The following is a 22,491-nucleotide window of genomic DNA, read 5'->3' as shown; positions in this document are numbered from 1 at the left end:
AGATGACTGTTGTACGACGTACGGTCGGCGTTGCGGCCGTGACCGCGCTGCTGTGTGCCGGGGCCGTGGCCTGCGGGGGCGACTCGGGTACCGGGGGCGGGGCTCCCCAGTCGCACGCGCAGGTGACGCAGGCGCTGACGGCGGCGTACAAGAAGACCGCCGAGGCCAAGTCCGCCAAGGTCGAGATGACGATGAAAACGCCGGTGGCACTGGGCGACGGCGGCACCATGAAGATGTCCGGCACCATGGGCTGGGACCCGACCGTCATGGATATGACCATGAGCGGCTCCGCCTTCACGGCCGCCGATCCGCAGGCCCCGGAGAACATCCGCATGGTCTGGCAGGACGATGTGATGTACATGGACATGGGCGCCAAGGCCGCCAAGGACATGGACGGCAAGCGCTGGATGAAGATGGACCTCGGCGCCGCCGCGAAGCAGTCCGGCGACAAGACGCTCAGCAGCCAGCTGACCGGTGGCGTGGACAGCATGAACCAGGATCCGGCCCAGCAGATCGCGGTTCTGCTCGACTCGCCGAATCTCAAGCACATCGGCTCCGCCGAGGTCGACGGCGTACAGACCGAGCACTACAAGGGCAAGCTGACCGTCGACGAGATGATGGCGAAGAACGATTCGCTGAAGATGCTCAGCAAGTCCGAGCGCGGCCAACTGCTGGAGAACGTCAAGAAGGCCGGCGTCAAGGACTACGACACCGAGCTGTGGATCAATGACGACGATCTGCCGGTCCGGATGGACGTCACCATGGACAGCTCCCAGGGCGCCATCGACATGTCCATGCGCTACTCGGACTACGGTGCCGCGGTGAAGGTCGACGTGCCGCCCGCCGGCCAGACCTTCGACTTCATGGAGATGCTGAAGGAGATCGGCGCGGCGGCGGGCGCCGTCAACGGCTCCGACGCGGCCGATTCCGGGCTGGACAGCGACGTCTGAGCGGATTTGCCTCGCGTCGCTCCCTTCACGTAACCTTCCACAGAAGCCAAAGACCGCTGGTCGTTGCCGCGCGCTCGCAAGGGAGTGCGGTGGCCGAAGGATCCGCTGAATTTGCGGACGACCCGCGCAGGTGACCGTGGAAGTGCTCCCGGGTCCAGATGGATTCCGGTCGAGCTCACGCCCCGTGCGCCTGCGCCGGGGCGTTTCGTTTTCCCAGCCTCCTTGCGAGCGGTCCTCATCACCCGGAAGGAGGCCGACGCTCTATGCCGACGCCCGACAAGGCTGCCGCGGTAGCCGAGCTCACGGACAAGTTCCGCAGCTCGAACGCCGCCGTGCTGACCGAGTACCGGGGTCTCACCGTGGCCCAGCTCAAGCAGCTGCGCCGTTCCCTCGGTGAGAACTCCGAGTACGCCGTGGTGAAGAACACGCTGACCAAGATCGCGGCCAACGAGGCCGGGATCGACACGCTGGACGACCTCTTCACGGGTCCGACGGCGGTTGCCTTCGTCACCGGTGACCCGGTGGTGTCGGCGAAGGGTCTTCGTGACTTCGCCAAGGACAACCCCAACCTCGTCATCAAGGGCGGTGTCCTTGACGGCAAGGCGCTGTCCGCCGACGAGATCAAGAAGCTCGCGGACCTCGAGTCCCGCGAGGTTCTGCTCAGCAAGCTTGCCGGTGCCTTCAAGGGCAAGCAGTCTCAGGCTGCTCAGCTCTTCCAGGCGCTGCCCTCGAAGTTCGTCCGCACCGCGGAGGCGCTTCGGGTCAAGCAGGCCGAGCAGGGCGGTGCCGAGTAACTCGGCTCGCACAGTGACCCTCGCCGCCTAGGCGGAGGTCGTAGCGGGCCGACCGTACGCCCGCCTCACCAGTACATCCGGCACCAGCCGAATTAGTGGAAGGATCGCCCATCATGGCGAAGCTCAGCCAGGAAGACCTGCTCGCCCAGTTCGAGGAGATGACCCTCATCGAGCTCTCCGAGTTCGTGAAGGCCTTCGAGGAGAAGTTCGACGTCACCGCCGCCGCGGCCGTCGCCGTCGCCGGTCCCGCCGCTGCCGGTGCCCCGGCCGAGGCCGAGGCCGAGCAGGACGAGTTCGACGTCATCCTCACGGGTGCCGGCGAGAAGAAGATCCAGGTCATCAAGGTCGTGCGTGAGCTGACCTCCCTCGGCCTGAAGGAGGCCAAGGACCTCGTCGACGGCACCCCGAAGCCGGTCCTCGAGAAGGTCGCCAAGGACGCCGCCGAGAAGGCCGCCGAGTCCCTCAAGGCTGCCGGCGCCTCCGTCGAGGTCAAGTGACCTTGCGAGTCTGCTGACTCCTTTTCGGTGAAACTGCTCTCGCGGGAGCTGTAACGCTGACGTACCGAAGGGCGATCACCCAACTGGGTGGTCGCCCTTCGGCGTTGTCTGGCTCGCAGGCCGAGGGTGCCTTGCACTGACGTTGACGCGAGATATGGTGATCTTCGTTGTGCCTGGCGCCGCCCCGGTTCGCCCAAGGGGGCCTTGACGAACCGCACGCAGCGCGCAATTCTCAGGACGCGTCGTCACAACGATCCGGATCCGAGGCATGGATCGGCGACGAAGAGGGCAGTAAAGAGGTGCGCTCAGCGCACAAGGCATGCCGCAGACGGTGGACGGTTGAGAACAACGAGGGTGTCAAAAAACCCGCACTGGACATCAGTGGGCCTTCTGGCTACACTGTCCCTTTGCGCTGCCTGTTAGCTGCTCCCTGCCCGTCACCAGGGGCATGCCCTCGCTTGAGCACAGTGGACTGATCCAGCCCTGACCTGGCCCTACGGCCAAGCCGGGGGAGGCTCTGTCTCTCTGCCCCGCTTGGGACCGGTACGCGCGTAGTGAGTCCGAGCCCTCGGAAGGACCCCCTCTTGGCCGCCTCGCGCAACGCCTCGACCGCGAATACGAACAACGGCGCCAGCACCGCCCCGCTGCGCATCTCCTTTGCAAAGATCAAGGAGCCCCTCGAGGTTCCGAACCTTCTTGCGCTGCAGACCGAAAGCTTTGACTGGCTGCTCGGCAATGACGCGTGGAAGGCTCGTGTCGAGGCGGCTCTCGAAAGCGGACAGAACGTCCCCACCAAGTCCGGTCTGGAGGAGATCTTCGAGGAGATCTCTCCGATCGAGGACTTCTCCGGGTCGATGTCTCTGACGTTCCGCGACCACCGCTTCGAGCCTCCCAAGAACTCGATCGACGAGTGCAAGGAGCGCGACTTCACGTTCGCCGCCCCGCTCTTCGTCACCGCCGAGTTCACCAACAACGAGACCGGCGAGATCAAGTCTCAGACGGTCTTCATGGGCGACTTCCCGCTCATGACCAACAAGGGCACCTTCGTCATCAACGGCACCGAGCGTGTCGTCGTGTCGCAGCTCGTCCGTTCGCCGGGTGTCTACTTCGACTCCTCCATCGACAAGACGTCCGACAAGGACATCTTCTCGGCCAAGGTCATCCCCTCGCGTGGTGCCTGGCTGGAGATGGAGATCGACAAGCGCGACATGGTCGGTGTCCGCATCGACCGCAAGCGCAAGCAGTCCGTCACCGTCCTGCTCAAGGCTCTCGGTTGGACGACCGAGCAGATCCTCGAGGAGTTCGGCGAGTACGAGTCCATGCGCGCCACCCTGGAGAAGGACCACACCCAGGGCCAGGACGACGCGCTGCTCGACATCTACCGCAAGCTCCGCCCGGGCGAGCCGCCCACGCGCGAGGCTGCTCAGACGCTGCTCGAGAACCTCTACTTCAACCCGAAGCGCTACGACCTCGCGAAGGTCGGCCGCTACAAGGTGAACAAGAAGCTCGGCGCCGACGAGCCGCTGGACGCCGGTGTGCTCACCACCGACGACATCATCGCCACGATCAAGTACCTGGTGAAGCTGCACGCCGGTGAGGTCGAGACGGTCGGCGAGTCCGGTCGTTCGATCATCGTCGAGACCGACGACATCGACCACTTCGGCAACCGCCGTATCCGTAACGTCGGCGAGCTCATCCAGAACCAGGTCCGTACGGGTCTCGCCCGAATGGAGCGCGTCGTGCGTGAGCGCATGACCACCCAGGACGTCGAGGCGATCACGCCGCAGACCCTGATCAACATTCGCCCGGTCGTGGCGTCGATCAAGGAGTTCTTCGGTACGTCGCAGCTGTCCCAGTTCATGGACCAGAACAACCCGCTCTCGGGCCTGACGCACAAGCGTCGTCTCAACGCCCTGGGCCCGGGTGGTCTCTCCCGTGAGCGGGCCGGCTTCGAGGTCCGTGACGTGCACCCCTCGCACTACGGCCGCATGTGCCCGATCGAGACGCCCGAAGGCCCGAACATCGGTCTGATCGGTTCGCTCGCCTCGTACGGCCGGATCAACGCGTTCGGCTTCATCGAGACGCCGTACCGCAAGGTCACCGAGGGTGTCGTCGGCGACGAGGTGGACTACCTCACCGCCGACGAGGAGGACCGGTTCGTCATCGCCCAGGCCAACGCGCCGCTGAGCGATGAGTTCCGCTTCGAGGAGGCCCGCGTCCTGGTCCGCCGTCGTGGCGGAGAGGTCGACTACGTCCCCGGTGACGACGTCGACTACATGGACGTCTCGCCGCGCCAGATGGTGTCGGTCGCGACCGCCATGATCCCGTTCCTCGAGCACGACGACGCCAACCGTGCCCTCATGGGCGCGAACATGATGCGTCAGGCCGTCCCGCTCATCAAGAGCGAGGCGCCGCTCGTCGGCACCGGCATGGAGTACCGCTGCGCCACCGACGCCGGCGACGTGCTCAAGGCCGAGAAGGACGGTGTGGTCCAGGAGGTCTCCGCGGACTACATCACCATCACCAACGACGACGGCACGTACACCACGTACCGCCTGCACAAGTTCTCCCGCTCGAACCAGGGCACGTCGGTCAACCAGAAGGTTGTCGTCGACGAGGGCTCGCGCGTGATCGAGGGCCAGGTCCTGGCCGACGGTCCCGCCACCGAGAACGGCGAGATGGCGCTCGGCAAGAACCTGCTCGTGGCGTTCATGCCGTGGGAGGGTCACAACTACGAGGACGCGATCATCCTGTCGCAGCGCCTCGTGCAGGACGACGTCCTCTCCTCGATCCACATCGAGGAGCACGAGGTCGACGCCCGTGACACCAAGCTCGGCCCGGAGGAGATCACCCGGGACATCCCGAACGTCTCCGAGGAGGTCCTCGCCGACCTCGACGAGCGCGGCATCATCCGTATCGGTGCCGAGGTCGTCGCCGGCGACATCCTCGTCGGCAAGGTCACGCCCAAGGGTGAGACCGAGCTGACGCCGGAGGAGCGCCTGCTCCGCGCGATCTTCGGTGAGAAGGCGCGCGAAGTGCGCGACACCTCGCTGAAGGTGCCGCACGGTGAGATCGGCAAGGTCATCGGCGTCCGCGTCTTCGACCGTGAAGAGGGCGACGAGCTGCCGCCGGGCGTGAACCAGTTGGTTCGTGTCTACGTGGCGCAGAAGCGCAAGATCACGGACGGCGACAAGCTGGCCGGCCGTCACGGCAACAAGGGTGTTATCTCGAAGATCCTTCCGATCGAGGACATGCCGTTCCTCGAGGACGGAACTCCGGTCGACATCATCCTGAACCCGCTGGGTGTGCCGTCCCGAATGAACCCGGGACAGGTCCTGGAGATCCACCTCGGCTGGCTCGCCAGCCGCGGCTGGGACGTCTCCGGCCTCGCGGACGACTGGGCGCAGCGCCTCCAGGCCATCGAGGCCGACAAGGTCGAGCCCGGTACGAACGTCGCCACCCCGGTGTTCGACGGTGCGCGTGAGGACGAGCTGGCGGGTCTGCTCAACCACACGATCCCGAACCGCGACGGCGAGCGCATGGTGCTCCCCACCGGTAAGGCGCCGCTGTTCGACGGCCGCTCCGGCGAGCCGTTCCCGGAGCCGATCTCGGTCGGCTACATGTACATCCTCAAGCTCCACCACCTGGTCGACGACAAGCTCCACGCCCGGTCGACCGGTCCGTACTCGATGATCACCCAGCAGCCGCTGGGTGGTAAGGCCCAGTTCGGTGGCCAGCGCTTCGGTGAGATGGAGGTGTGGGCGCTGGAGGCGTACGGCGCCGCTTACGCCCTCCAGGAGCTGCTGACGATCAAGTCCGACGACGTGACCGGCCGCGTGAAGGTCTACGAGGCCATCGTCAAGGGCGAGAACATCCCCGAGCCCGGCATTCCTGAGTCCTTCAAGGTCCTCATCAAGGAAATGCAGTCCCTGTGCCTCAACGTGGAGGTGCTGTCCTCGGACGGCATGTCCATCGAGATGCGCGACACCGACGAGGACGTCTTCCGCGCAGCGGAGGAGCTCGGCATCGACCTGTCCCGGCGCGAGCCGAGCAGCGTCGAAGAGGTCTGACGGGAGTCCGGCCGGGGGCTTTTCACGAGCCCCCGGCCGACCCCGGGACCCCCGTTTCAGACCACAGACTTACAACCCTGAGAGGGATTGACGCATAGTGCTCGACGTCAACTTCTTCGATGAGCTCCGGATCGGTCTGGCCACCGCTGACGACATCCGTCAGTGGAGCCACGGCGAGGTCAAGAAGCCCGAGACCATCAACTACCGCACGCTCAAGCCGGAAAAGGACGGGCTCTTCTGCGAGAAGATCTTCGGTCCGACCCGGGACTGGGAGTGCTACTGCGGCAAGTACAAGCGTGTCCGATTCAAGGGCATCATCTGCGAGCGCTGTGGCGTCGAGGTCACCCGCGCCAAGGTGCGCCGTGAGCGGATGGGCCACATCGAGCTCGCCGCTCCCGTCACGCACATCTGGTACTTCAAGGGCGTTCCGTCGCGTCTGGGCTACCTGCTCGACCTCGCCCCGAAGGACCTCGAGAAGGTCATCTACTTCGCCGCGTACATGATCACGTACGTGGACGAGGAGCGCCGTACCCGCGACCTGCCCTCCCTCGAGGCGCACGTCCAGGTCGAGCGTCAGCAGGTCGAGAACCGTCGCGACTCCGACCTGGAGGCCCGCGCCAAGAAGCTCGAGACCGACCTGGCCGAGCTCGAGGCCGAGGGTGCCAAGGCCGATGTGCGCCGCAAGGTGCGCGAAGGTGCCGAGCGCGAGATGAAGCAGCTGCGTGACCGTGCGCAGCGCGAGATCGACCGTCTGGACGAGGTCTGGTCGCGCTTCAAGAACCTCAAGGTCCAGGACCTCGAGGGCGACGAGCTGCTCTACCGCGAGCTGCGTGACCGTTTCGGCACGTACTTCGACGGTTCGATGGGTGCCGCGGCGCTGCAGAAGCGCCTGGAGTCTTTCGACCTCGACGAGGAGGCCGAGCGCCTCCGCGAGATCATCCGGACCGGCAAGGGCCAGAAGAAGACCCGTGCGCTCAAGCGCCTCAAGGTCGTCTCCGCGTTCCTGCAGACCAGCAACAGCCCCAAGGGCATGGTGCTCGACTGCGTGCCGGTCATCCCGCCGGACCTGCGTCCGATGGTGCAGCTGGACGGTGGCCGCTTCGCGACCTCCGACCTGAACGACCTGTACCGCCGTGTGATCAACCGCAACAACCGCCTGAAGCGGCTTCTCGACCTCGGTGCTCCCGAGATCATCGTGAACAACGAGAAGCGCATGCTCCAGGAGGCCGTGGACGCCCTCTTCGACAACGGTCGTCGTGGTCGCCCGGTCACCGGTCCCGGTAACCGCCCGCTGAAGTCCCTGAGCGACATGCTCAAGGGCAAGCAGGGTCGTTTCCGTCAGAACCTTCTCGGTAAGCGTGTGGACTACTCCGCGCGTTCCGTGATCGTCGTCGGTCCGCAGCTGAAGCTGCACCAGTGTGGTCTGCCGAAGGCCATGGCGCTGGAGCTCTTCAAGCCGTTCGTGATGAAGCGCCTGGTCGACCTGAACCACGCGCAGAACATCAAGAGCGCCAAGCGGATGGTCGAGCGCGGCCGCACGGTCGTGTACGACGTTCTCGAAGAGGTCATCGCCGAGCACCCGGTTCTGCTGAACCGTGCGCCGACGCTGCACCGCCTCGGCATCCAGGCCTTCGAGCCGCAGCTGGTCGAGGGCAAGGCCATCCAGATCCACCCGCTCGTCTGCACCGCGTTCAACGCGGACTTCGACGGTGACCAGATGGCCGTGCACCTGCCGCTCTCCGCGGAGGCGCAGGCCGAGGCCCGCATCCTGATGCTGTCCTCGAACAACATCCTCAAGCCCGCCGACGGCCGTCCGGTGACGATGCCGACCCAGGACATGGTCCTCGGTCTGTTCTTCCTCACCACCGACGGTGAGCTCCGTGACGTCAAGGGTGAGGGCCGCGCGTTCGGCTCCGTCGCCGAGGCGATCATGGCGTTCGACGCCGGTGAGCTGGCGCTGCAGTCGCAGGTCGACATCCGCTTCCCGGTGGGCACCATGCCGCCGCGCGGCTGGACCCCGCCGGCTGCCGAGGAGGGCGAGCCCGAGTACCAGGCGGGCGACAGCTTCCGGCTGCGTACGACCCTGGGCCGCGCGCTCTTCAACGAGCTGCTGCCCGAGGACTACCCGTTCGTCGACTACTCGGTGGGCAAGAAGCAGCTCTCCGAGATCGTCAACGACCTGGCCGAGCGCTACCCCAAGGTCATCGTGGCGGCGACGCTCGACAACCTGAAGGCGTCCGGCTTCTTCTGGGCGACCCGTTCCGGCGTCACCGTGGCCATCTCCGACATCGTCGTCCCTGAGGCGAAGGTCGAGATCGTCAAGGGTTACGAGGCCCAGGACGAGAAGGTCCAGAAGCAGTACGAGCGCGGTCTCATCACGAAGGAAGAGCGCACTCAGGAGCTCATCGCGATCTGGACCAAGGCGACCAACGAGGTTGCCGAGGCGATGAACGCGAACTTCCCGAAGACCAACCCCATCTTCATGATGGTTGACTCGGGTGCCCGAGGAAACATGATGCAGATGCGTCAGATCGCCGGTATGCGTGGTCTGGTGTCGAACGCCAAGAACGAGACGATCCCGCGCCCCATCAAGGCCTCCTTCCGTGAAGGCCTGTCGGTGCTCGAGTACTTCATCTCGACCCACGGTGCTCGTAAGGGTCTGGCGGACACGGCGCTTCGTACGGCCGACTCGGGTTACCTCACCCGTCGTCTGGTCGACGTCTCGCAGGACGTCATCATTCGCGAGGAGGACTGCGGCACCGACCGTGGTCTGCGCCTCAAGATCGCCGAGCGCGGTGCCGATGGCATCCTGCGCAAGACGGACGACGTCGAGACGAGCGTCTACGCCCGCATGCTGGCCGAGGACATCGTCGTGGACGGCAAGGTCATCGCGCCGGCCAACGTCGACCTCGGTGACGTGCTCATCGACCAGCTGGTCCTGCACGGCGTCGAGGAGGTCAAGACCCGCTCGGTCCTGACCTGCGAGTCCGCCGTCGGTACCTGTGCCTACTGCTACGGCCGCTCGCTGGCCACCGGCAAGCTGGTCGACATCGGTGAGGCGGTCGGCATCATCGCCGCCCAGTCCATCGGTGAGCCCGGTACCCAGCTGACGATGCGTACCTTCCACACCGGTGGTGTGGCCGGTGACGACATCACCCAGGGTCTGCCCCGTGTCGTCGAGCTCTTCGAGGCTCGTACGCCGAAGGGTGTCGCCCCGATCTCCGAGTCCGCGGGCCGCGTCCGCATCGAGGAGACCGAGAAGACCAAGAAGCTCGTCGTCACCCCCGACGACGGCAGCGACGAGATCCCGTTCCCGATCTCCAAGCGTGCCCGTCTGCTGGTGGGCGAGGGCGACCACGTCGAGGTGGGCCAGAAGCTCACCGTGGGTGCCACCAACCCGCACGACGTGCTGCGCATTCTGGGCCAGCGTGCCGTCCAGGTCCACCTGGTCGGCGAGGTCCAGAAGGTCTACAACTCGCAGGGTGTGTCGATCCACGACAAGCACATCGAGATCATCATCCGGCAGATGCTGCGCCGTGTGACGATCATCGAGTCCGGCGACGCGGAGCTGCTGCCGGGCGAGCTCGTCGAGCGCTCGAAGTTCGAGACCGAGAACCGTCGTGTGGTCACCGAGGGCGGTCACCCCGCCTCCGGCCGCCCGCAGCTGATGGGTATCACCAAGGCCTCGCTGGCGACGGAATCCTGGCTGTCGGCCGCCTCCTTCCAGGAGACGACCCGAGTCCTGACGGATGCGGCGATCAACGCCAAGTCCGACAGCCTCATCGGCCTCAAGGAGAACGTCATCATCGGTAAGCTCATCCCGGCCGGTACGGGTCTGTCCCGCTACCGCAACATCCGGGTGGAGCCCACCGAGGAGGCCAAGGCCGCGATGTACTCGGCCGTCGGCTACGACGACATCGACTACTCGCCGTTCGGCACGGGCTCCGGCCAGGCCGTTCCGCTGGAGGACTACGACTACGGTCCGTACAACCAGTAGGCGAGCTGTTGCTTGAACCGCAGGGCGGCCACCCCGGGTAATTCCGGGGTGGCCGCCCTGCGGCGTTTCCGGTGGTCACAGATACGGCTTGAGCCGGTGCAGCCGTGTCGGGTAGTCCGGGTGTGTATCGAGCAGGCGTGCCAGTAACCCCGGCCCCGCGGGCCCGCCGCCGGCTGCTGCCAGAGTGGCGTGCCCTGTTGTGCGCCCTTCCTGGTGGGCCCTCTCTAGGACGACCGCGAGGTCCTGTGCGAAGCCGAGTCCGGCGGCGTGCTGGTCCGCACGTAGTTCCGCTCTGCGCCCCATGGCCGCAGTGAGGTAAGGCGTGGCCAACAGCAGGAGCGGCAGGCCGTAGAGCCGCTCCACCGTCGTGAAGGTGACGAGCCCGATCACGGCGAGCAGCAGGGCGGTGGCGGACCAGGACCGGCGCTGTGACCAGATGATGGCGAGCGTCAGCAGGTACCGGATCGCTCGCCAGGTCAGTCGGCCCGGCAGCGCGTACCACTCGCCCAGCAACGTGGACCAGACGTGGCCCCCGGTGTGGTGCCCGAGTTCGTGGGCGAGTACGGCGGCCAGTTGTGAGGTCGGCAGATGGTCCAGCGCGAACCGGGTGACGCCGACGATGTGCCCCGCGGCGGCGTACGCGTTCAGGTCCTCGCTGTCCTCGATCCACAGCTCGTACGTCCGACTGTCGATGCCCGCGCGCGCGGTCACCTCGGCCCAGACCGGAGCGAGGCGCTTGTGTTCGGCTGGGAGGGGACGGTGCAGATGCAGCAGATGGCGTGCCAGGAAGTCCTCGGTGGGACGGTGAAAGACCAACGCCCCTGAGGCGAACCAGACCAGGGGCGGTACCCAGAGCGGGATGCCCAGCCAGGCATCCAGACCGCTGGAGACCACCAGTACCACCAAGAGGCTCATGACAGCGCCGGGGAGGCGCAGTACGAGATGGCCCAGGGCGGTCGCGTCGAGTCCACGTGAGTGCGCGGAGAAGTGCAGGCGGCCGGTCCGGTGCCGGTAGTCGAGGTCGTCGTCGGACCCGGGCCGGGGTGTTCGGGCGGATGTCGGTTCCTCGGGGATGTCTGCGTCGTCGGTCGGTCGGGGCATGGCCGTTCTCCAGATGTGGGGCGTCAGCCGATGAGCAAGGGAGTGGTGAGGAGGACCACGGAGGCACCGAGAGCGGTCAGCCCGACGCGAATCCACTGGTGCTTGCGTGCGGCGATGCGGCTGGTCTCGGTCAGCGCGATGAGCGCACCTGTCGCCGGGACGCGTTCCGTCTCGGCCAGCGCCTGCGCCAAGTGACCGCTCCGTGCGGCCTGCTGGACGTCACCGAAGTACGACAGGGGTGCGCCGTGGGCCCATCTGGTCCTGCCCCGCCGCGGTACTACGGCCATGAGCAGGGCGAGCAGCGTGACGATCAGGCCGGTGACGCCGGACCACCATGTCGTGGCACCGAGCGGGGACAGCGACGCCGGCCTCCAGTCCTGCCCGGCCAACAGGCCGCCGAGGACGCCGGCTGCCACGCCCAGGGCGGCCACGGCCACCGCCGCCTTGGCGTCCGCGCGAGCGATCTCGGTGCGGAGCTCTGCGAGCAGCCGCTCTGCGGCCCGGACTCCGGGCGGGGGCAGCGGTGCGGGTGTTCCAGGGCTGATGGCGCTCATGCGTCCGCGCTCTTCCGGCCGTCGCCGTGCGGGGGCTGCCAGTCCTGGAAGGTGTGCGCCGGTTCCTGCGCCGGGGCCGGTTCCTGTTCGGCGGCCGCCGGGGTGACGGTCAGCGGCGCGGCCATGGGGGGCGCTCCGTCGGGGACCCCCGAGAGACGCTGGTTGAAGACTTCGAAGACATGGTTCAGGGCCAGCTTCTTGGGCCCTTCCAGTTCGTAGTCCTCGGCGTTTCCCTCACTCAGTAGCCTCTGCGCCAGCTCGCTCTGGGCCTGTACCAGGCGTAGTTGGTCCTCGCGCATGTTGTTGATGACGAGGTGTGTGTCCTCGGGGTGAGCCGCGAGGTGCATGGCCCACATCACGACTCCGCCCTGTTCCAGGTACTTCTGGTAGAGCGCGATCTTCTCGGCCGCGAGGTGTCGCAGCTCGGTCTCGTGGTGGGTGCGCCGGATCGCGATCTCGTGCTCCAGCCGCTCGTACTCCTTGACCCTTCCCAGCTGTAGCTCGTCCTGCTGCCGGGTACGGCGGTCGAGCGCGACGTCGTAGTGCATGCCGAGCTGTTCCGCGCGTATCTGTTCTGCGGAGGCATGGTCGATGGACTGCAGGCGCTGCTCGTGCTCGATGTCCTGCTGATCGCGCCGCAGCCGCATGGTCCAGACGACTTTCAGGCCCACGGCCGTGCCGAGTTCCACGCGGCCCGGGCCGGTCAGGGCCCGGAGCAGCGCGGCCTCGGCGCCGGCGCTGTCGTCGATGACGAAGCGGCGGGTGAGGGACCGTGCGGCCTGTTGGATCTCGCCGAGGAGAAGGGTGGGTACGTCGCGATGGCCGCTGCGTACGAAGGCGGCGGGGTCGGTGACCTGCCAGGACAGGTCGACGGCGGCGGTGAATTCGAAGGCGTCGTTGTCGCTCGGCAGGGAGACGGATGCCTGTAGGGGGTGCACTCCCATGTCGACCTCGTAGACCGAGGTGAAGCGCTTCGTGGCCGCTTCGCCGCGGGTGGGTCGCAGGGGCGGAAGGTAGGCCTCGTATCCACCCCTGCGTGTGGAGAAGACAAGGGCGTGGTCGATCCGGGTCAGCGCCTTGCGGGCGAATCCGAAGCGGGCGAGCTGGCGCACGGTGAGGACGGGGTCGATCAGGGGTGTGTGCCGGCCGGCCGGTTGCTGCCAGTCAGGCGTTCGGCGGAGATCAGCCATGGCGGGTGCCTCCTCGGCTGTTCGGTGGGGTGAGCACGGGTGATCCGGCCGGCCGGGCGGGCTGTTGCAGAGCGGTCCGCAGCCGGGCCGCCGCAGCCGGGGGAGGAGCTCCGTCCTCGCCACGCAGGGTGCGCAGCAGATGGCTGAGGCGCTGATGTTCCGTGGAGGAGGTGGCCAGCGTCGGGAGAAGAGACGCGAGGGCCCGCTCGGTGGAGGGATCGCGGTCCGCGCTGTGGACCCATGAGCTGAGCACCTTGAGCGCCTCCCGGGTGTGCCTGCGGTCAGCGAGCGCCGCGCGCCAGAGCTCGGACATCTCGGCCGCGGTCTGCCTGCTGTGCTCCGCCGAGGCGGCATACCAGTCGAGGAGGATGGGGCGGCCGTAGCTCTGGTCGTCCTCGGTGCGCCTGCACGCGCTGAGGAAGCCGCCGATGGCGAGGTCGTGGGCCGGCCGGTCGTCCTCGATCCGCGCCAGAAGTTCCGAGAGGACCTCTTCGCGGACCGGTGAGAGCAGGAGCATCTCCACGGACTGGGCCAGCTCTTCGAGCATGACGTGGTCGGGCTCCTGGTCCTCCTCGTTGTCGATGCCGGCCTCCTGGTACTCCTGTCGGACGGCCCGGCGCAGAGCGGCCAGCGTCTGCTGCGGTCGTTCCGCTCCGATCAGGCCGTACGCGCGGATGGCGACCCAGCGCATTCCCTGCTCCTCGGTGTTCGCGCACCAGGCGTCGAGGATGCGGGGGATGTTCGGGGCGTCCAGGAGGTGCGCGAGCGTCAGCGCGTTCACAGCCACCAGGCGGTGGCGGAAGAGGTGGGACACGGCCCAGGGCTCTATGACCAGGGCCATGGTCGAGGGCAGGTCCGCGTAGGTGAGGACGGCGACGGTCGAGGCGGCCCGCGTACGGACCAGCGGTCGTCCGTCGTCGGCGAGCCGGCGGAGCCACCGGACGAGCGCGGGTCGGGCCGAGGGGTGACCGGTCCACACCTCACGCAGCAGGACGAGGGAGGCTCGCTCGTCGCGGAACGCCGCTTTGGACTGGAGGACCGGTCCCCACTCGGTGTTCTCCTCCTCGTGGTACGGCCTGGCGCGTGCGAGCTGGAGCCGTTTGCCGATGTGTGTCCCGAAGACGGGCACTTGCGGGCGCAGCGCGTCGTTCTCCGTTTCCTGGAGAAAGGCGTAGAGCAGATCGCTCAGCTCCGCGGTGAGGGCGTACGGGCCTCCGTCGAAAGCTGCCAGAGCGACGAGGAACGCCTTGTCCCGCAGAGGGACGCGTTCCTCGTCCTCCTCGAACCACTCCTGCACCTGGCTCTCGAGGCTGGCGAGCGAAAAGCGCTCGATGGCTATCCCGTCGGTGTCCCCGTCGGCATACCGCTTGAGGGCCTTCGCGAAGGTCCCCACCTCACGTAACTGGTGCTCGCGGGCGAGGAACTCCGACACAGAGGGGAGCGCCAGCAGCCTCTGCACTGTGACTTCGTCAGTCAGTGCACGCAGATGTGCTGCCAGTACCTCGCCCGGCGCCGGCGGGGTCCAGGGGACGGGGGTGATGTCTTCCAGGACGGCATTGGGGCCGACAGTGATGACCAGGAAAGCGTCATCCCTGGTCAGTCGGTCGCGCGCGGCCAGGAGGTGCGGTTCGCGCAGCGGCGTGTCACGGCGGGTGGTCAGATCGCACAAGACGTATCCCTTGGCCCGGAACTGGTCGTCGCTCAGCTGATCGACCAGTTTCGTCGGGCTGGTGTCGCGGACCAGGGAACGGACAGGAGACGCCTGCAGACGGTGCAGCAGCATGAGCGCAGCGGTGCGCCGGCCGGTGAAGTGCGGACCCGAGAGAACGAGGACCCGCTCTTCGAGGAGCCGTGCGGCCAACCCCTGGAAGACGCTCTCGTCGGTGACGAAGTACGGGGCGATCCGTTCCAGCGTCGACTGCGGGACCTCGCCGGAGCTGTGACCAGCCGCGGAGATGCCGAAGCCGAAGTGGTAGACCTCCGTCTTGCTGCCCATGATCACGTCGCCGGCGACCGAGCCGCCGCTCACGCCGTGCTGATCCCCGCCGACCAGGCTGCCGCCGAAGCGGGCGTTGGCGCCCACGCCCATGGCCTTCGGACTGTGGTCCACCAGGTCCCGGCGGGCGGACCAGGTGTCCTGCGGCCGATCCTGTTCCTCGCTCTCCTCGGGCTCGACGCCCTCGGGTCCGGTCTGAGCCCCGCCCGCCTGAGCCGGTCCTTCCTTGTCGCCGGCTTGCTGCGGGGGAGGTGAGCCGGGCGCGGCCGGCTGGGGTCCTGCGGCGCTCGCGCTCATGCGTCTTCGCTCCGCCCCGTGCTCCGGCCACCGAGCTGGACGTTGCCGAGGACCATCCCCTGTCCGGACACGCCGTGCTGGTCGCCGGCCACGTAGCTGCCGCCGAAGGAGGCGCCGCTGAAATCGGCGGGCCCGGGGCCGCGGGACTCGGCTCGTGGCTGCGGGGAGGGGGAAGACCCGACGCTGTCCGTTGCCGCGGAATCCAGGGCGTCGGGCTTTCCGAGCAGCCAGGCCACCGTCGGCCCCTCCTTCGTCTCCACGGTGATGCGGTGGAAGTCGGAGGGGCGTACACCCAGTGGCCCGTGCCGCACCACGCCCTGGTAGATCCCGTCGGACACGCACAGGACGCTGTCGTCCTGGCGTTGCTTGAGAGCGTTGCGCAGAGGGTCGGCGTCGAGAAGGCGTACCGCGTGGTTGAGGTCCGAGCCGACCCATCCGTCCAGTCCGTCGACGGCTACGTAGCCGGAGGAGAGCACGATGCGCAGCCGCATCTGCGCACTGCTGGCCATCATGCGGTTCTTGCTGTGGAGGTGGGCGGGTGTCTCGGACAGCAGTGTTTTGACCAGGGTGGGAACGGAGGCTTGCGCGTCGATGAGTTCCATGACGGAGTCGCCGCGGTCCGCCCGCAGCCGGGCGGTCTCGTCGATACCGGCGGCGAGCAGGGTGGCGTCCACGACCTCGTAGAGGAGCCGCCGCAGAAAGGCCTGCTCCACGTCGTCGCGGGTGCCGAACTGCTCGATGTCGAACAGGAGGATGGTGCGGTTCACGGGGCCGGTCATGGTCCGCCTCTCGGAGTCGCCGTCGTTGACCAGCACAATGGCGGGCCGAAGCGGCGTTTCGGAGGACCGATGACACGGACGAAGTGTGACCGCGTGCACAGAACGGAAGCAGAGGTCAGGTGGACGGTTCGCCGACGATGCGGCGCAGCACGTCGGGGCGCAGCACCACGATGCGGCGGCGCTGCGTGACCACGACCTGTCTGTCCCGTAGTTCCTTCAGGAGCCGGGCCACCGCCTCGCGGGAGGAGCCTACGGAGCCGGCGAACTCCTGCTGGCTGAGCCCGACGGTGAGCTCGATGCCGTCGGGGGTGTGATGGCCGTGGGTGCGGACCAGTTCCAGCAGGAGCACGGCCAGCCGTTCACGCACGGTCAGCGCCGCCCATTCCAGTCGGCGGCGATCGGTGGCGCGCTGCCGGTCCGTGGTCAGGCTCAGCAGTCCCATGGCGACGCGAGGGCTGCCGGCCAGGAACGCGGTGAAGCGTGTCTCGTCCATCACCACTGCTTCGACGGGTTCCAGCGTCGTCACGGTCGCCGAGCGGTGGCGGCCGCTCAGGGCCGCGCCCTCGCCGATGATGTCGCCGGGGCCGCGCAGTGCGAGCAGGGCTTCGTAGCCGTTCGCCGCGACGGCTGTCACCTTGGTCCAGCCGTGCAGCAGGAGCAGGACATGGGTGGACGGCTCCTCCTGGTGCATGAGCACTCTGCGAGCCGGGTAGCGCAGGTGGCGTCCGACGGCCAGGAGAGCCGCGCGGTCCTCTTTTTCGAGCCGGGCGAGGAAGGGGACACCGTCGTCGAAGCCGTCGTCGTCCCACGCGCGTGTGCGCCCCGCCGCCATTCACCGCCCCCGTGATCTGCCGTGTTGAACCTGCAACGAATCAACGTACGCGAGGGCGCCGTCGAAGAACTGGCGACAACCAGCCGTAGTAGCTGTGGCCTGGGAACCAGTGGCGGATAATCGGCGTTGGAGCATTATTGAGGACAGCAGACTCAAGCAGTCCGGGTCCCGGGGGAGTGGTCTCGTGTCGAATTCTTCGTGGCAGCCGGCGCCCTGGCCGCCGCAGCACGGTCAGGGGCAGCAGCCGTCGATGCTGGCGGCGCACGCCGACCGGGAGCGGGCGGTCGATGTGCTGCGGGCCGGTTTCGCCGAGGGGCGGCTGCCGCAGGGGGAGTACGAGAACCGGGTGGAGCGGGCCTATCAGGCGCGTACCGTGGGCGAGCTGAGCGTGCTGGTCGCGGATCTGCCGCAGGGGCCCGTACCGCAGCAGCAGCAGATGATGATGGCGCCTGTGCCGCGGACGTTCCTGCCGGCGCCGCCGCTGCCTGTGCCGACGAACGGGAAGGCCATCGGGGCGCTCGTCTGCGGGGTGTCGACGTTCTTCTCGGCGGGGCTGACCGGAATCCCCGCGGTGATCCTGGGACATATGGCCCGCGGCGAGATCAGGCGGAGCGGGGAGCAGGGCGACGGGATGGCCGTGGGCGGGCTCGTGCTCGGGTGGCTCTCGGTCGTGGGCTGGGTGCTGTTCCTCACGTTCGTGATCGTGGCGGCCGGTTCCGGGGCCTGAGCTGCGCCCGGCGTGTCCTGGCTGTGGGGTTTTGTTTTGACCACAGCGTATGAGATAGGTACGCTCAGACCTTGTGCCTGGGGTGTGCCTGGGCTCGTGTGCGTGTCTTCAGCCGCACGGCGAGTCCCGATCTTTGCCGGTCAAGGTTTAGATCAAGGTCACCGCAATCTGCCGCCTTCCCGCCTCCGTGCGGGGGTCTGCAGTATTCGACACACCCGACCGCGTGGGTCGGCGATGTTCCAGGTTAGTTTCACGATCGGCACACAGAAACCGGAGAAGTAGTGCCTACGATCCAGCAGCTGGTCCGGAAGGGCCGGCAGGACAAGGTCGAGAAGAACAAGACGCCCGCGCTCGAGGGTTCGCCCCAGCGCCGTGGCGTCTGCACGCGTGTGTTCACGACCACCCCGAAGAAGCCGAACTCGGCCCTCCGGAAGGTCGCGCGTGTGCGTCTGACCTCCGGCATCGAGGTCACGGCCTACATCCCGGGTGAGGGACACAACCTGCAGGAGCACTCCATCGTGCTCGTGCGTGGTGGCCGTGTGAAGGACCTGCCTGGTGTTCGTTACAAGATCATCCGCGGCTCCCTCGACACCCAGGGTGTCAAGAACCGCAAGCAGGCCCGCAGCCGCTACGGCGCCAAGAAGGAGAAGTAAGAATGCCTCGTAAGGGCCCCGCCCCGAAGCGCCCGGTCATCATCGACCCGGTCTACGGTTCTCCTCTGGTGACCTCCCTCATCAACAAGGTGCTGCTGAACGGCAAGCGCTCCACCGCCGAGCGCATCGTGTACGGCGCCATGGAGGGCCTGCGCGAGAAGTCGGGCAACGACCCGGTCATCACGCTGAAGCGCGCGCTGGAGAACATCAAGCCGACCCTCGAGGTCAAGTCCCGCCGTGTCGGTGGCGCCACCTACCAGGTGCCGATCGAGGTCAAGCCCGGTCGCGCCAACACCCTCGCGCTCCGCTGGCTCGTCGGCTACTCGCGTGCCCGTCGCGAGAAGACGATGACCGAGCGTCTGACGAACGAGCTGCTCGACGCCTCGAACGGCCTCGGTGCGGCCGTCAAGAAGCGCGAGGACACGCACAAGATGGCCGAGTCCAACAAGGCCTTCGCGCACTACCGCTGGTAGTCGCTACCCACATCGAGACCGAGAGAAGACTGAAGCCTTATGGCTACCACTTCACTTGACCTGGCCAAGGTCCGCAACATCGGGATCATGGCCCACATCGACGCGGGCAAGACGACGACGACCGAGCGGATCCTGTTCTACACCGGTGTCTCGTACAAGATCGGTGAGGTCCACGACGGCGCTGCCACGATGGACTGGATGGAGCAGGAGCAGGAGCGTGGCATCACGATCACCTCTGCTGCCACCACCTGTCACTGGCCGCTCGAGAACGACGACTACACGATCAACATCATCGACACCCCGGGTCACGTCGACTTCACCGTCGAGGTGGAGCGCTCCCTGCGTGTCCTCGATGGTGCCGTGACGGTGTTCGACGGTGTCGCCGGCGTTGAGCCGCAGTCCGAGACGGTGTGGCGTCAGGCCGACCGTTACGGCGTGCCGCGCATCTGCTTCGTCAACAAGCTGGACCGTACCGGTGCCGAGTTCCACCGCTGCGTCGACATGATCGTCGACCGCCTCGGTGCGACCCCGCTGGTCATGCAGCTGCCCATCGGTGCCGAGGCCGACTTCCAGGGTGTCGTCGACCTCGTCACGATGAAGGCGTTCGTCTGGTCGGCCGAGGCCGCCAAGGGCGAGGCCTACGACATCGTCGACATCCCCGCCACGCACGTCGAGGCTGCCGAGGAGTACCGCGGCAAGCTGCTCGAGGCCGTCGCGGAGAACGACGAGGAGATGATGGAGCTGTTCCTGGAGGGCACCGAGCCCACCGTGGAGCAGCTGCACGCCGCCGTGCGTCGCATCACCATCGCCTCCGGCAAGGGCGGCGACACCACCGTCACCCCCGTGTTCTGCGGCACCGCGTTCAAGAACAAGGGCGTTCAGCCCCTGCTCGACGCCGTCGTGCGCTACCTGCCGACCCCGCTCGACGTCGAGGCCATCGAGGGCCACGACGTGAAGGACCCCGAGCTGGTCGTCAAGCGCAAGCCGTCGGACGACGAGCCGCTGGCCGCTCTGGCCTTCAAGATCATGAGCGACCCGCACCTCGGCAAGCTCACCTTCGTCCGGGTTTACTCGGGCCGCCTGGAGTCCGGCACCGCGGTGCTGAACCCCGTCAAGGGCAAGAAGGAGCGCATCGGCAAGATCTACCGTATGCACGCGAACAAGCGTGAGGAGATCGAGTCGGTGGGCGCCGGTGACATCGTCGCCGTCATGGGTCTGAAGCAGACCACCACGGGCGAGACGCTCTGTGACGACAAGCAGCAGGTCATCCTGGAGTCCATGGACTTCCCGGCGCCTGTCATCCAGGTCGCCATCGAGCCGAAGTCCAAGGGTGACCAGGAGAAGCTGGGTGTCGCCATCCAGCGTCTCTCGGAGGAGGACCCCTCCTTCCAGGTTCACTCGGACGAGGAGACCGGCCAGACCATCATCGGTGGTATGGGCGAGCTTCACCTCGAGGTGCTCGTCGACCGCATGAAGCGCGAGTTCCGCGTCGAGGCGAACGTCGGCAAGCCCCAGGTCGCGTACCGCGAGACGATCCGTCAGGCCGTCGAGCGCGTGGACTACACCCACAAGAAGCAGACCGGTGGTACCGGTCAGTTCGCCAAGGTGCAGATCGCGATCGAGCCCATCGAGGGCGGCGAGGCGTCGTACGAGTTCGTGAACAAGGTCACCGGTGGCCGTATCCCGCGGGAGTACATCCCGTCGGTGGACGCCGGTGCTCAGGAGGCCATGCAGTTCGGCATCCTGGCCGGCTACGAGATGACGGGCGTCCGCGTCACGCTTCTCGACGGTGCCTACCACGAGGTCGACTCCTCCGAGCTGGCCTTCAAGATCGCCGGTTCGCAGGCCTTCAAGGAGGCCGCGCGGAAGGCGAAGCCCGTGCTGCTCGAGCCGATGATGGCCGTCGAGGTCACCACGCCCGAGGACTACATGGGCGATGTCATCGGTGACATCAACTCCCGCCGTGGCCAGATCCAGGCCATGGAGGAGCGCAGCGGCGCTCGCGTCGTGAAGGGCCTCGTGCCCCTCTCGGAGATGTTCGGCTACGTCGGAGACCTCCGCAGCAAGACGTCGGGTCGCGCAAGCTACTCAATGCAGTTCGACTCCTACGCCGAGGTTCCGCGGAACGTCGCCGAGGAGATCATCGCGAAGGCCAAGGGCGAGTAACTCACCCGAGTTCACGCTTTAGGCTTGACACCATCCGCCGGGGCTCGACCCCATAAGGCAAGATCCCCGGCGGCTGGCTTCCCAGCAAAGATCACCTGGCGCCGATGAAGCAAGGCGTACAGAACCACTCCGCAGGAGGATTCAGTGGCGAAGGCAAAGTTCGAGCGGACTAAGCCGCACGTCAACATCGGCACCATCGGTCACATCGACCACGGTAAGACGACCCTCACGGCCGCCATTACCAAGGTGCTGCACGACGCGTACCCGGACCTCAACGAGGCCTCGGCGTTCGACCAGATCGACAAGGCTCCCGAGGAGCGCCAGCGCGGTATCACCATCTCGATCGCGCACGTCGAGTACCAGACGGAGACGCGTCACTACGCGCACGTCGACTGCCCCGGTCACGCGGACTACATCAAGAACATGATCACGGGTGCCGCGCAGATGGACGGCGCCATCCTCGTGGTCGCCGCCACCGACGGCCCGATGCCGCAGACGAAGGAGCACGTCCTCCTGGCCCGCCAGGTCGGCGTTCCCTACATCGTCGTCGCCCTGAACAAGGCCGACATGGTGGACGACGAGGAGATCCTGGAGCTCGTCGAGCTCGAGGTGCGTGAGCTCCTCTCCGAGTACGAGTTCCCGGGCGACGACCTTCCGGTCGTCAAGGTCTCCGCTCTGAAGGCCCTCGAGGGCGACAAGGAGTGGGGCAACTCGGTCCTCGAGCTCATGAAGGCCGTGGACGAGAACATCCCGCAGCCCGAGCGCGACGTCGACAAGCCGTTCCTCATGCCGATCGAGGACGTCTTCACGATCACCGGTCGTGGCACGGTCGTCACCGGTCGTATCGAGCGCGGTATCCTCAAGGTCAACGAGACCGTTGACATCGTGGGTATCAAGCAGGAGAAGACCACCACCACGGTCACCGGCATCGAGATGTTCCGCAAGCTGCTCGACGAGGGCCAGGCCGGTGAGAACGTCGGTCTGCTCCTCCGTGGCATCAAGCGCGAGGACGTCGAGCGCGGCCAGGTCATCATCAAGCCCGGTTCGGTCACGCCGCACACCGAGTTCGAGGCCCAGGCCTACATCCTGTCGAAGGACGAGGGTGGCCGTCACACCCCCTTCTTCAACAACTACCGCCCGCAGTTCTACTTCCGTACCACGGACGTGACCGGCGTCGTGACCCTCCCCGAGGGCACCGAGATGGTCATGCCGGGTGACAACACTGAGATGACCGTTGCGCTCATCCAGCCCGTCGCCATGGAAGAGGGCCTCAAGTTCGCCATCCGTGAGGGTGGCCGGACCGTCGGCGCCGGCCAGGTCACCAAGATCAACAAGTAAGTCCGCTTACTTGTCGAGTCCCTTCGGGGCTTGATGCCTGGTAGCTCCTGCGAGCTCTGAAAGGGCCCGTACGACTT

The 22,491-nt window shown here is 66.8% G+C and carries 16 protein-coding genes; 10 read left to right on the top strand and 6 right to left on the bottom strand.

Going from position 1 to position 22,491, the window contains the following annotated elements; genetic code table 11:
• Nucleotides 1-2 precede the first annotated feature (2 nt).
• The 5 genes from ABD366_RS02940 (at nucleotide 3) to ABD366_RS02920 (ending at nucleotide 10,308) form a co-directional block, all read left to right on the top strand.
• Nucleotides 3-950: an SCO4651 family lipoprotein gene (locus ABD366_RS02940; protein ID WP_324772773.1), complete on the top strand. Its 948-nt coding sequence runs from the start codon at nucleotides 3-5 to the stop codon at nucleotides 948-950.
• A 263-nt stretch (nucleotides 951-1,213) separates the two neighbouring features.
• Nucleotides 1,214-1,744 (top strand): 50S ribosomal protein L10, encoded by a 531-nt coding sequence (rplJ, locus tag ABD366_RS02935; RefSeq protein WP_324772771.1) that lies wholly within the window; start codon nucleotides 1,214-1,216, stop codon nucleotides 1,742-1,744.
• Nucleotides 1,745-1,857: 113 nt separating this feature from the next.
• Nucleotides 1,858-2,241: a 50S ribosomal protein L7/L12 gene (gene rplL, locus ABD366_RS02930; protein WP_324772769.1), complete on the top strand. Its 384-nt coding sequence runs from the start codon at nucleotides 1,858-1,860 to the stop codon at nucleotides 2,239-2,241.
• A 584-nt stretch (nucleotides 2,242-2,825) separates the two neighbouring features.
• Nucleotides 2,826-6,311: a DNA-directed RNA polymerase subunit beta gene (gene rpoB / locus ABD366_RS02925; RefSeq protein ID WP_324772767.1), complete on the top strand. Its 3,486-nt coding sequence runs from the start codon at nucleotides 2,826-2,828 to the stop codon at nucleotides 6,309-6,311.
• A 97-nt stretch (nucleotides 6,312-6,408) separates the two neighbouring features.
• Nucleotides 6,409-10,308 (top strand): DNA-directed RNA polymerase subunit beta', encoded by a 3,900-nt coding sequence (locus tag ABD366_RS02920; protein ID WP_324772765.1) that lies wholly within the window; start codon nucleotides 6,409-6,411, stop codon nucleotides 10,306-10,308.
• A gap of 75 nt (nucleotides 10,309-10,383) precedes the next feature.
• Here the strand turns inward: ABD366_RS02920 and ABD366_RS02915 are convergent, their stop codons facing one another.
• The 6 genes from ABD366_RS02915 to ABD366_RS02890 all read right to left on the bottom strand — a co-directional run bounded on the left by ABD366_RS02915 (nucleotide 10,384) and on the right by ABD366_RS02890 (nucleotide 17,057).
• Nucleotides 10,384-11,409: a M48 family metalloprotease gene (locus ABD366_RS02915; RefSeq protein WP_324772763.1), complete on the bottom strand. Its 1,026-nt coding sequence runs from the start codon at nucleotides 11,407-11,409 to the stop codon at nucleotides 10,384-10,386.
• 23 nt (nucleotides 11,410-11,432) lie between these two features.
• Nucleotides 11,433-11,963, bottom strand: a complete 531-nt coding sequence (locus ABD366_RS02910) for a Pycsar system effector family protein (protein WP_324772761.1) — start codon at nucleotides 11,961-11,963, stop codon at nucleotides 11,433-11,435.
• Nucleotides 11,960-13,153: a hypothetical protein gene (locus ABD366_RS02905; RefSeq protein WP_324772759.1), complete on the bottom strand. Its 1,194-nt coding sequence runs from the start codon at nucleotides 13,151-13,153 to the stop codon at nucleotides 11,960-11,962. The genes ABD366_RS02910 and ABD366_RS02905 overlap by 4 nt, the downstream gene beginning before the upstream one ends.
• The gene (locus tag ABD366_RS02900) at nucleotides 13,146-15,446 is read right to left on the bottom strand and encodes a hypothetical protein (RefSeq protein ID WP_324772757.1); all 2,301 of its coding nucleotides are present in this window, start codon (nucleotides 15,444-15,446) and stop codon (nucleotides 13,146-13,148) included. Before ABD366_RS02900 ends, ABD366_RS02905 begins: the two co-directional genes overlap by 8 nt.
• Complete coding sequence (locus tag ABD366_RS02895) at nucleotides 15,443-16,225, bottom strand: hypothetical protein (protein ID WP_324772756.1); 783 nt, start codon at nucleotides 16,223-16,225, stop codon at nucleotides 15,443-15,445. The genes ABD366_RS02900 and ABD366_RS02895 overlap by 4 nt, the downstream gene beginning before the upstream one ends.
• A gap of 115 nt (nucleotides 16,226-16,340) precedes the next feature.
• Complete coding sequence (locus ABD366_RS02890; RefSeq protein WP_324772755.1) at nucleotides 16,341-17,057, bottom strand: Crp/Fnr family transcriptional regulator; 717 nt, start codon at nucleotides 17,055-17,057, stop codon at nucleotides 16,341-16,343.
• Nucleotides 17,058-17,241: 184 nt separating this feature from the next.
• Here ABD366_RS02890 and ABD366_RS02885 point away from each other — a divergent pair, with 184 nt between their 5' ends.
• The 5 genes from ABD366_RS02885 to tuf all read left to right on the top strand — a co-directional run bounded on the left by ABD366_RS02885 (nucleotide 17,242) and on the right by tuf (nucleotide 22,414).
• Entirely contained in the window at nucleotides 17,242-17,784 is a 543-nt protein-coding gene (locus tag ABD366_RS02885; protein ID WP_324772753.1) for a DUF1707 and DUF4190 domain-containing protein, read from the top strand.
• A 281-nt stretch (nucleotides 17,785-18,065) separates the two neighbouring features.
• Nucleotides 18,066-18,437: a 30S ribosomal protein S12 gene (gene rpsL / locus ABD366_RS02880; protein ID WP_003948652.1), complete on the top strand. Its 372-nt coding sequence runs from the start codon at nucleotides 18,066-18,068 to the stop codon at nucleotides 18,435-18,437.
• Between the two features lie 2 nt (nucleotides 18,438-18,439).
• A complete protein-coding gene (rpsG, locus tag ABD366_RS02875; protein WP_119286186.1) occupies nucleotides 18,440-18,910 on the top strand; it encodes a 30S ribosomal protein S7 in 471 nt (156 codons plus the stop codon).
• Nucleotides 18,911-18,949: 39 nt separating this feature from the next.
• On the top strand, nucleotides 18,950-21,076 hold the full coding sequence (gene fusA / locus ABD366_RS02870; RefSeq protein ID WP_324772748.1) for an elongation factor G: 2,127 nt from the start codon (nucleotides 18,950-18,952) through the stop codon (nucleotides 21,074-21,076).
• A gap of 144 nt (nucleotides 21,077-21,220) precedes the next feature.
• On the top strand, nucleotides 21,221-22,414 hold the full coding sequence (gene tuf, locus ABD366_RS02865) for an elongation factor Tu (protein WP_324772746.1): 1,194 nt from the start codon (nucleotides 21,221-21,223) through the stop codon (nucleotides 22,412-22,414).
• The last annotated feature ends 77 nt before the right edge of the window (nucleotides 22,415-22,491 follow it).

The organism is Streptomyces kunmingensis, assembly GCF_039533535.1.
GTDB classification, from domain to species: domain Bacteria; phylum Actinomycetota; class Actinomycetes; order Streptomycetales; family Streptomycetaceae; genus Streptomyces; species Streptomyces kunmingensis.
This window is presented reverse-complemented; position numbering and strand designations above follow the sequence as displayed.

Bases quoted from the DNA above. Each gene is read 5' to 3' on its own strand.
- ABD366_RS02940 (WP_324772773.1), top strand. From the start codon at position 3: ATGACTGTTGTACGACGTACGGTCGGCGTTGCGGCCGTGACCGCGCTG.
- rplJ (WP_324772771.1), top strand. From the start codon at position 1,214: ATGCCGACGCCCGACAAGGCTGCCGCGGTAGCCGAGCTCACGGACAAG.
- rplL (WP_324772769.1), top strand. From the start codon at position 1,858: ATGGCGAAGCTCAGCCAGGAAGACCTGCTCGCCCAGTTCGAGGAGATG.
- ABD366_RS02915 (WP_324772763.1), bottom strand. From the start codon at position 11,409: ATGCCCCGACCGACCGACGACGCAGACATCCCCGAGGAACCGACATCC.
- ABD366_RS02910 (WP_324772761.1), bottom strand. From the start codon at position 11,963: ATGAGCGCCATCAGCCCTGGAACACCCGCACCGCTGCCCCCGCCCGGA.
- ABD366_RS02905 (WP_324772759.1), bottom strand. From the start codon at position 13,153: ATGGCTGATCTCCGCCGAACGCCTGACTGGCAGCAACCGGCCGGCCGG.
- ABD366_RS02900 (WP_324772757.1), bottom strand. From the start codon at position 15,446: ATGAGCGCGAGCGCCGCAGGACCCCAGCCGGCCGCGCCCGGCTCACCT.
- ABD366_RS02895 (WP_324772756.1), bottom strand. From the start codon at position 16,225: ATGACCGGCCCCGTGAACCGCACCATCCTCCTGTTCGACATCGAGCAG.
- ABD366_RS02890 (WP_324772755.1), bottom strand. From the start codon at position 17,057: ATGGCGGCGGGGCGCACACGCGCGTGGGACGACGACGGCTTCGACGAC.
- rpsG (WP_119286186.1), top strand. From the start codon at position 18,440: ATGCCTCGTAAGGGCCCCGCCCCGAAGCGCCCGGTCATCATCGACCCG.
- fusA (WP_324772748.1), top strand. From the start codon at position 18,950: ATGGCTACCACTTCACTTGACCTGGCCAAGGTCCGCAACATCGGGATC.